The sequence below is a fragment of the Coprococcus sp. AM97-35 genome, assembly GCF_027697525.1.
GTDB lineage: Bacteria > Bacillota > Clostridia > Lachnospirales > Lachnospiraceae > Allocoprococcus > Allocoprococcus comes.
Map to the genome: position 1 here is coordinate 93,621 of NZ_JAQESL010000010.1, position 7,955 is coordinate 101,575.

General features: G+C 43.6%; 6 protein-coding genes. 5 read left to right on the forward strand and 1 reads right to left on the reverse strand.

Translation table 11 applies throughout. The annotated features are described in order from the left end of the window. Positions 1-10 precede the first annotated feature (10 nt). A complete protein-coding gene (locus PG840_RS09550) occupies positions 11-2,386 on the reverse strand; it encodes an endonuclease MutS2 (protein ID WP_270205664.1) in 2,376 nt (791 codons plus the stop codon). A gap of 158 nt (positions 2,387-2,544) precedes the next feature. Here PG840_RS09550 and PG840_RS09555 point away from each other — a divergent pair, with 158 nt between their 5' ends. From PG840_RS09555 to PG840_RS09575, 5 genes are all read left to right on the forward strand, one after another. Continuing rightward, entirely contained in the window at positions 2,545-3,828 is a 1,284-nt protein-coding gene (locus tag PG840_RS09555; RefSeq protein ID WP_270205663.1) for a S1C family serine protease, read from the forward strand. 56 nt (positions 3,829-3,884) lie between these two features. Beyond that, positions 3,885-4,826, forward strand: coding sequence for a 3'-5' exoribonuclease YhaM family protein (locus PG840_RS09560; protein WP_008368874.1), 942 nt, complete (start codon positions 3,885-3,887; stop codon positions 4,824-4,826). 31 nt (positions 4,827-4,857) lie between these two features. Beyond that, positions 4,858-6,528 carry a 23S rRNA (uracil(1939)-C(5))-methyltransferase RlmD gene (gene rlmD, locus PG840_RS09565; protein ID WP_270205662.1) on the forward strand — a complete coding sequence of 557 codons (1,671 nt, stop codon included), beginning with the start codon at positions 4,858-4,860 and terminating at the stop codon, positions 6,526-6,528. Positions 6,529-6,559: 31 nt separating this feature from the next. Next, positions 6,560-6,931, forward strand: a complete 372-nt coding sequence (locus tag PG840_RS09570) for a TnpV protein (protein WP_270205661.1) — start codon at positions 6,560-6,562, stop codon at positions 6,929-6,931. 166 nt (positions 6,932-7,097) lie between these two features. Further along, a partial coding sequence (locus PG840_RS09575; RefSeq protein WP_270613548.1) for a caspase family protein occupies positions 7,098-7,955 on the forward strand: 858 nt, incomplete at its 3' end.

Sequence of the window (7,955 nt, forward strand, 5' to 3'; positions counted from 1 at the left end):
CCCCCAATGATTATTTGAATTCTACGATAGTTACACCGGCATCGCCCTCCCCGAAAGCTCCCAGCCGGAAGGATTTGATGTGTTTCTGGCGGCGCAGATACTGATGGATTCCGTTTCTGAGTGCGCCGGTTCCTTTCCCGTGTACAATTCGTACCGGACTTAAGTGTGCGATATAGGCATCATCCAGATATTTGTCAAGTTCGGCAACTGCTTCATCGACTGTCTTGCCGAGAAGATTGATCTCCGGACTGACATGCATGGATTTGCCCATCTTCATCTTGCCACTGCTGGTTCTGCGCATTTGTTTTGCAGTAACCGTAAGCGGTTCTTCGATCAGTTCGAGATCGGAAATATTGACCTGTGACCGGAGAATACCCATCTGGACAAACAGGTTGCCTTTGGCATCCGGTAGTGAATTTACCGTTCCGGTCAGATTCATGCTCAGTACTTTTACAGAATCGCCCAGATGGAAATCGCTTGCCTTGTAAGCTTTGGAAGGTTTTTTCTTTTCCAGACGGTTTTTATTTTCAGTTTTGGAAAGCTGCTTACGGATCCGTTCTCTTTCTTTTTCCATCTCGGAAGCAGAAATACTGGCTTTGCCGAATTTGCGGAAGTTCTTCATCGTCTCATCTGCAAAATCTTTGGCTTCCTGAACAATGTCGGTCGCTCTGGCATTTGCCTCACGAATGATCCGGTCGCGCTGTGTATCCAGCTTTTCCTGTTGGTGCTTGAGTTCGGACTTGAGACGTTCCATCTCGCGGCGGTAAGAAGCAATCTCATCCCGCTCTTTCTCGATGGTCTTGCGGCTCTGTTCCAGATCAGTAAGGAGATCTTCAAAAGATTCATCCTCCTCGGTCAGATGCGTTTTGGCATCCTGGATGATATAATCCGGAAGGCCGAGTTTTTCGGAAATCGCGAAAGCATTACTTTTTCCAGGAATACCGATCAGAAGATGGTAAGTCGGGCTCAATGTCTCCACGTCAAATTCACAGCAGGCATTTTCTACTCCCGGAGTAGAAAGAGCAAATACCTTCAGTTCGCTGTAGTGTGTCGTTGCCATAGTGCGGATTCCACGGTTATGCAGATGTGACAGAATGGCGATAGCGAGTGCAGCACCCTCAGTCGGATCGGTTCCCGCACCAAGTTCATCGAAAAGGACTAATGAATTCTCATCCACATGATTTAGGAAAGAAACCACATTTGTCATGTGAGAAGAGAAGGTACTTAAAGACTGTTCAATACTCTGTTCGTCACCAATATCAGCATAAACCTGGTTAAATACAGCAAGTTCTGAACGGTCAAGTGCAGGAATGTGCAGACCTGCCTGGCCCATCAGGGTAAAAAGTCCCACAGTTTTGAGGGAAACGGTCTTACCACCTGTGTTCGGACCGGTTATGACGAGAAGATCAAAGGTATCTCCAAGTGTCAGACTGATCGGAACAACTTTTTTACGGTCCAGAAGAGGGTGTCTTCCCTCACGGATCCGGATCCGGCCTTCGGTGTTAAAGACTGGGCGGCTGGCGTTCATATCCAGTGCCAGTGCACCTTTTGCAAAAATAAAATCCAGTTCTACAAGTGCTTTGTAGTTCAGACGGATTTCTTCAATATATTCAGCTGCATTCACACTGAGGCGGGCAAGGATCACCTGGATTTCTTCCTGCTCCTGGGCATATAATTCTTTCAGATCATTGTTCAGTTTGACAACGGCCATCGGCTCAATGAAAAGTGTGGAGCCGGTTGCTGACTGGTCATGGATCAGACCATTTACCTGGCTGCGGTACTCGGCTTTTACCGGGAGACAGTAACGATCGCCACGCATGGTAATAATGGCATCCTGGAGATAGGTGCGCATGGAACCGTTCAAAAGTCCGGTCATGGTAGAATGGATCTTGTCATTCATGCCGTTAATACTGCGGCGGATCTGCTTTAATTTGCTGCTGGCATCATCGCTGATCTCATCTTCACCAAGAATACAGCGATCAATTTCGGCAGAAAGTGGTGTAAGCGGCGCAAGCTGTTCAAAATATACATCCAGACAATCTGCCTGATCGTCTGCATTTTCATGACGGCCGTAGGATTTGATCCGGGCGGTTGTCTGAAGAAGCTTGCCGATCCGGAGGAGTTCCGGTGCGCTTAAGGCACTTCCGATCTCCAGGCGCTTAAGAGAGTCGGAGACAGCATAGCAGCCGCTGAAAGAAGGAATTCCCTTCTTTACAATGCGGGTAAATGCTGCGGCAGTCTGTTCCTGTGCAGTGATGATTTTGTTAAGGTCGGTCATCGGCTTGATCCGTCGGCAGAATGAAGCTCCGCCAGGGGAAGAAGCGTGATCGGTCAGCATCTCTATAATTTTTGGAAATTCCAATTTTGTTAAAGATTTTTGATTCATAATACATTTATACCTCATATTTTGTCTGGTTCTATTCTAACTTATTTACCGTCTAAATGAAAGTGGAAAGGTGAAATTTCGTTGAACATTTGCGGGGAATCATGTATACTAAAACCAGGTGTGGCTGAAAGCACTCCGGAGGCCTAAGGAGAAGCACAATGTCTGATAATCGGGAGAATAAGCATAACGAAGAACCGCACGATAGTGAGGAAGAAAAATATTCGTTTTTGCAGGAAACAGTAAAAGATGAACAACGAAGTAAAAAAGGAATCATGGGAAATCTGTGCAGGCTTGCAGGAAGAGGACTGATTTTTGGACTTGCAGCAGGCCTTGCGTTTTATGCCCTTCGCCCATGGGCGATGACACATCTGGGCGGAGAGAAGGTAACGATTCCGCTAGATCAGGAGGAAACTCCGATTGAGAATGAGACGGATACCAAGGATCAGGAAGCACAGGAGGAAGAGATTCAGTATCCGGATCTGACTGTCGAAGATTATCAGGAGATGAACCATGCATTATACCAGGTGGCATTGTCAGCAGGAAAAAGTGTGGTTGAGATCTATGCCGTGCACCGGGATGAAGGCTGGGAGAATGCAGGGGAGCAGGCTGTATCGGGAGTTATTTTCTGGGATAATGGAGCAGATCTTTTGATTGCGGCACCGGCAAGAATTGTAAAAGATGCAGAAGCACTGAAAGCCACATTTTCAGACAATACTACATATAACGCAACTTTGAAAAAGCAGGACCGGAATCTTGGACTTGCGATCATTGCGATCAAGAGATCAGATCTGTCGGATAGTACGAGGAACCAGATCCAGACGGCGATGCTTGGTAATTCTAATGCAGTGAACCGTGGGGACGGCGTGATCGTTCTTGGTGAGCAGTTTGGATATGCAGGTGGTGTCGGATATGGGATCATCAGTTCCACCAGAAATTACCGGACAGTGGCGGACGGGCAGTACCGGCTGCTTGATACAGATATTGCAGGAAGTGAAAAAGGGAGCGGAATTCTGTTTAACACGGCGGGTGAAGTGATTGGAATCTGTGACCAGTCAGAACTGCAGAGAGACGGAAATCTTGTAAGTGCTTATGCGATTTCGGATATCAAGGAAGAGATCGAACTTCTGGCAAATGGACAGGGAGTTCCGTATATTGGCGTTCACGGAGTTGTAGTGACGGAGAAGCTTGCCGGTGAACAGGGAATCCCGAAAGGCATTTATGTCAGGGAAGTAGAGGCTGATTCGCCTGCGATGCAGGCGGGGATCCAGAATGGTGATGTGATCACAGAGATTAACAAGACAGATATCACCGGTATAGCAGGATTTCATAAACAGATCGCAGAAGCCGGAACCGGTACACAGATCAGGATCAAAGGGCAGAGGCGTGGCGCAGATGGTTATGTCGATGTAACATTTGATGTGACAGTTGGAAGTAAAGAATAGATTTGCAGATAAAAAGCAACCATAAATTTAAAATATAGAGCAGGAAGAGGAATGACATGAGATATATTGAGACATTACACGAAGGCGAGACAATCAGAAATACGTATCTTTGCAAAGGGAAAAGAAGTGCGGAGACAAGGAACGGAAAACCATATGACAACCTGATCCTTCAGGACAAGACAGGAACTTTAGATGGAAAAATCTGGGATCCGAATTCAAATGGAATTGCAGATTACAGCGAAAAAGATTTTATTGAAGTTTACGGGGAGATCATCAGCTATAACGGCAATCTTCAGATGAACATCAAGCAGCTCCGTGTAGCAGACGAGGGAGAATACGATCCGGCGGATTATATGCCGACCAGCGAGAAAAGTGTGGATGGAATGTATGAAGAACTGATGCGTTATGGAAAGCAGGTGAAAAACCCGTATCTGCAGCAGGTGATCCGGTATTATTTTGTGAATGATGAACAGTTTATCAAGAGCTTCAAGGCACATTCTGCAGCAAAGAGTGTACATCATGGATTTGCCGGAGGACTTCTGGAGCACACATTAAGCGTAGTGAAATTCTGTGAATATATGGCAGGGGCATATCCGATCCTGAATAAGGATCTTCTGTATACAGCGGCAATGTGTCATGATATCGGAAAGACACAGGAACTTTCCCTGTTCCCGGATAATGATTATACCGATGATGGGCAGCTACTCGGTCATATTGTGATCGGTGTGGAAATGCTGGATGATGCAATTCGTGAGATCCCGGATTTCCCAAAGAAGCTTGCCAGCGAATTAAAGCACTGTATCGTAGCGCATCACGGAGAACTCGAATACGGTTCGCCGAAGAAACCGGCGCTTGCTGAAGCAATGGCACTTAATTGTGCAGATAATGCTGATGCAAAGATGCAGACACTGACAGAGATTTTTAAGGCAAAAGATACAAAGGACTGGTTAGGTTATAACCGTCTGTTTGAATCTAACTTAAGAAAGACCAGTATCTAAGAGAAGTTCTGAAAGAAAGATGAGTATAAAAATGAAGAAAAATGACGTAGTGACGGTAGAAGTTACAGATATCGGAATCGGTGGTGAAGGAATCGGAAAGGTTGATGGATATACTCTGTTTATCAAGGATGCAGTCATTGGAGATACCGTTGAAGTAAAAGTAATGAAAGCAAAAAAGAACTACGGATATGCGAGATTAATGCGGATTGTAAAAGAATCCGCATTTCGTGTATCTGCACGCTGTCCGGAGGCAAGACGCTGTGGCGGATGCCAGATTCAGGAGATGGATTACCGGAAACAGCTGGAGTTTAAAAATACAAAAGTAAGAAATAACCTGATCCGTCTTGGCAGTGTGGAAGAAGAATTGCTGGATCAGATTATGGAGCCGATCGCAGGAATGGAGGAACCGTTCCGTTACCGGAATAAAGCACAGTTCCCGATCGGAGTGGATAAAGAAGGGAATCTGATTGCCGGATTCTATGCCGGAAGAACCCATCAGATCATCCCGGTTCCGAACAGGGACTGCGTACTTGGAGTACCGGAGAATAAAGTGATCCTGGATCAGATTCTGGACTACATGCGGGAAGAGAAGATTTCTGCATATGATGAGGAACGGCACAAAGGGCTGGTGCGCCATGTCCTGGTCCGGTATGGATTTACAACAAAAGAGATCATGGTTTGTCTGATCATTAACGGGGATAAGCTTCCCAGCAGTGAAAAATTGTTGGAAAAGCTGACAAAGATTCCGGGAATGACAAGTATTACTTATAATATCAATAAAGAAAAGACGAATGTGATCATGGGATCAAAGGTTTGTCCGCTCTGGGGACAGACGTATATCACCGATTATATCGGTAATGTCAAATACCAGATTTCACCGCTGTCTTTCTATCAGGTGAATCCGGTACAGACAGAGGTACTTTACGGAACCGCACTGGAATACGCCGGGCTTACTGGAAAAGAGACGGTTTGGGATGTGTATTGTGGTATCGGGACGATTTCCCTTTTCCTTGCGCAGAAAGCACAGAAAGTTTACGGCGTGGAAATCGTGCCGCAGGCAATTGAAGATGCAAAGCATAATGCTAAGATCAATGAGATTACAAACGCGGAGTTTTTTGTAGGAAAGGCAGAAGAAGTGCTGCCGGAGTATTATGCGGATTATGCAAAAGAGCATCCGGGAGAGCATGCGAGAGCGGATGTGATCGTAATCGATCCACCGAGAAAAGGATGTGAGAGAAGCGTACTGGATACGATGGTTCAGATGGAGCCAGAGAGGATCGTATATGTGAGCTGCGATTCAGCAACTTTGGCTCGGGATGTGAAGTATCTGCGGGAGAATGGGTATGAGATCAGGAAGGTGAAGGCGACTGATATGTTTCCGATGAGTGTGCACGTTGAGACGGTTGTTCTTTTGTCCCAACAAAAACCAGATGACACGATAGAGATCGACTTAGACCTGGACGAGCTGGATGCCACCAGTGCCGAGTTGAAAGCAACCTATCAGGAAATCAAAGATTATGTGCTGAAAGAATTTGGCTTGAAGGTTTCAAGTTTATATATTTCTCAGGTAAAACGCAAATGTGGAATTGAAGTGGGAGAAAACCATAATCTTCCAAAATCAGAAAATGCAAGAGTTCCACAATGCCCGAAAGAGAAAGAAGATGCTATCAAGGCTGCCCTGAAATATTTTGCGATGATTTAAGGACATCGCTGATTTCAAGGAGGAATAACACATGAAAAGCACATTTGGAAAAATGGGTGGAACCTACACACTTGGCGCAGACGGAATTTACTATTCGAATCTTGTCAGTACAGATGAAGAACCGCATTATGGGAAATATGGAATGATGCGGAAAACATATCTGAAAGAGCATCGTCCGGCAATGTATTCACTGTATATGCTGGAAGACAGACTGACAGAACATCTGAATACTGTGGACGATGAAGCACAGGAGAGAATGGATATTCTGATGAGTCAGATGATGGAGAAGCAGGGCATTACGGAAGAATTGAAAGCTCGTGACCAGATGGAATGGGTTAGAGCGGTAAATAATGCCCGGAATGCTGCAGAAGAGATTGTGTTGAAAGAATTAGTGTATATTTAAAGCGTGGAAAGCTCCTTCGGGAGCTTTTCAGTGTTTGTAAGAGTTTATATAAAATGGGCTAAGAAGGTGGTATGATCAAAATAACAGATTAAAATTTATATTAAGAAATGAATTTAAAATTTTTAATTATGAAATAAAACGTAAGATAATTTCAGAGGTGAGAATAATGGATAGAATTGCATTAGTAATCGGTAATTCTGATTATTCAAATGTAGGGAAATTGAATAATCCTAAGAATGATGCTGACGATATTGCTAGTATTTTGAATAAATTAAATTTTGATGTTACAAAAATAATGGATGCAAATTTAATAGATATTCAAAAATCTGTTAATGATTTTTTACAGGCATTAGATGAATATGCTGTAGGGGTATTTTTTTATGCAGGGCATGGTATGCAAATCGACGGTAAAAATTTTATCGTTCCTATTGATTTAAAGTTAAGTGATAAAAGCAAGACAATGGTCTCTTGTTATTGTTTAAATTCGCTGTTAGAAGGTGCATCTTCATATAAGGGAAAAACATTAATATGTATATTGGATGCATGTCGAGATAATCCTTTTGCTATGGGGAGGGGATTTTTAACAGGCTTTGCGCCATTTAATAATCCACCTAAAGGTACTATGATTGCTTATTCTACAAGCGCTGACTGTAGTGCATTTGATGGACAATGTAGTAATGGATTATATACACAAGTTTTAAAAGATGCTATGCTTATTCCAAATTTGAAAATTGAAGAAATGTTTAAATTTGTTAGAAATAAAGTGTCAGAAATATCAATTAGCCAATACGGAGAAGAACAGCTTTCATGGGAATATTCTTCGTTAGTGGGAGACTTTTATTTTTCTGTTACGCCACAACCAGTCAATGAACAGGTTACTGATGAGAAAATATATGAATTCATATGTGCTCGTCGAAAATCTTATGAGAATGCTTCGGATAATATTTATGATATTGAATGTTTGCCATATATAGATGCCTATAATAAATATCATATACCAATTATTAAAAATCATATATGTCTT